Genomic DNA, 1,938 nt, shown 5'->3' with positions numbered 1-1,938 from the left:
GCGACGAGCTCGGCGCGCTCGGGGTGCGCCTTGATCCACTCGGCGTACGTCAGACCGCGGTTGCCGGCGCCGACGAGCGCGACCCGTACGGGCCGGCCGGTGATCGGGGTATGCGTGGACACGGGAATCCCTGGTGCTCGATGGGTTGGGGTCTTTCGTCCGGATCAGGCCGGATCAGGGAGCGGGGTCTGGTGCTGCGTGCGATCGCAAGGCGGAGGAGGGAGCGGACGCGGAGCGTCGGCGACCGACGACAACGCGGCGAGCGTGCGTGCCGGGCCCGGGCCCCGCGAGCCCGGCCCGATCCGAACGAGAGGCCCCACGGTCAGATGCGCAGTGTGGCCGCGGTGTGGGCGACGCGGTCGCCCTCGTCCGGCAGCGCGGTGCGCTCGGTGCCGTCCTCGACGCAGCCGGTGTGCAGCAGGTGGCTGTCGCCGGTGAACGCCGTGGGCCGCAGTTCGAGCCGGCCGCCGGTGAAGGTGGATCCGGTGGCCCGGTAGCGGTTGGGGCCCTCGGTGACCAGCACATGGGCGGTGCCCTTGGGTGCGGTCGAGTCGAGGCCGGTGAGCTGCCAGTCGACGGTCCGTCCGGAGCCGGTGCGGGCGAGCAGGGCGCCGTCCTTGTTGGTGCCGCTCAGCCGGGTGCCGTCGACGCGCAGCCGCTGGTCCTTCGCCGAGGTCAGCTTCAGCCCGGTGTCGCGGAGTTCGCCGCCGAGCACGGTGATGTCGGCGTGCGCCAGCGAGACCGGGGCGCTGTCCTTTGAGCCGGTCAGTGTGCACTGGTCCAGGGTGAGCGGGCCGGTGCCGTTGAGGACCGCGCCGTCGACGCCCTTCAGGGTGGAGCGCTGAATGGTGAGCGGGGCGGTGACGTTGGCCTGGGTGATCTCCGCGCCCGCCGCGAACGCGAACGAGGAGTCGGCGATCACATTGGGGCGGGCGGAGAGGTCCGAGGCACGGGAGACGATCAGCGGACCGGTGGCCGTGCAACCGCGCATCTGCACACCGTCGGCGTTGACCCAGAGCATTCCGGAACCGGAAAGGGACTTCTTGCCGATGACCAGGACGTCCTCCAGGGTCAGATCGGTGATCTTGACCCGGGCCACGAACCAGGAGCAGGCGTGCCGGCGTACGGTGATGCGCTTGGCCCTGCCGCCCCAGGCGGCACCGGAGTTGGCGAAGGTCATCAGCCCGGAGTTGCCGGTGTAGACGAGGTCGTGCTCGAACTGACCGTGCGTCACGAACGGGCCCTCGTCGTCACCGTCGCCGTGGCAGTTGGTGACGTAGCAGTAGGCGGAGGCCGTGAAGTCGTTGAGGTGACGGGCGTTGGAGGTGTGACAGTCCTCCACGTGCCCGTACAGGCAGTAGATCTGCTGGGTGAGGTAGCCCGCGCCGCCGTAGGTGACGGACTTCGGGTTGGTCAGCGAGCACTGCTCGGTGCGGTAGTACGTGCACCAGCGGCGCATCACGACCGGCCAGAAGGTGCCGATGGCCTCGATCCCGGAGACGTCGCAGCGCACCGCGTACTCGTACGCGACCGGGTGCGAGCCGGTCATCTCGTCCTCGCCCCAGCCCTCGAAGACCATGTTGCGGACGTGGGCCCGGTCGACGGGCTCGACGCGGGTCCAGGTCAGCGTGCGGCCCGCGGCCAGGTCCCAGCCGATCTGGTAGTTGACCCGGATGCGGGTGGAGTCGACGACATCGGTGACCTGGACGAGGCGCTGGATCTCCTTCTCGTACTTCCCCGCCAGGGCGTTGATCTCCACGGCCCACCACTGGCCGACCGCGAACTTCGACGAGTCGCCGACCTCGAAGAGGTCCGAGAGGTCCGGCATCGCCGCGCTCAGGGTGTGCCGGACGGTGGTGTCGGTGACGGTGCCGCGGAAGGAGAGGACGGCGCCGAAGGGGTTGTCGTGGGTGTTCTTCTCGATGCCTTCGGTGCGTA

General features: G+C 70.0%; 1 protein-coding gene. It reads right to left on the bottom strand.

Annotated elements, in window-relative coordinates; translation table 11 throughout:
- Positions 1-322 precede the first annotated feature (322 nt).
- Positions 323-1,938 (bottom strand): peptidase C14 (locus ACWCQ6_RS37065; RefSeq protein ID WP_451096879.1); only part of this gene is annotated, 1,616 nt, incomplete at its 5' end.

The organism is Streptomyces sp. NPDC001880, assembly GCF_053594575.1.
Note: the sequence above shows the minus strand (reverse complement) of the source record. Positions and strands in the feature narration are given on the sequence as shown.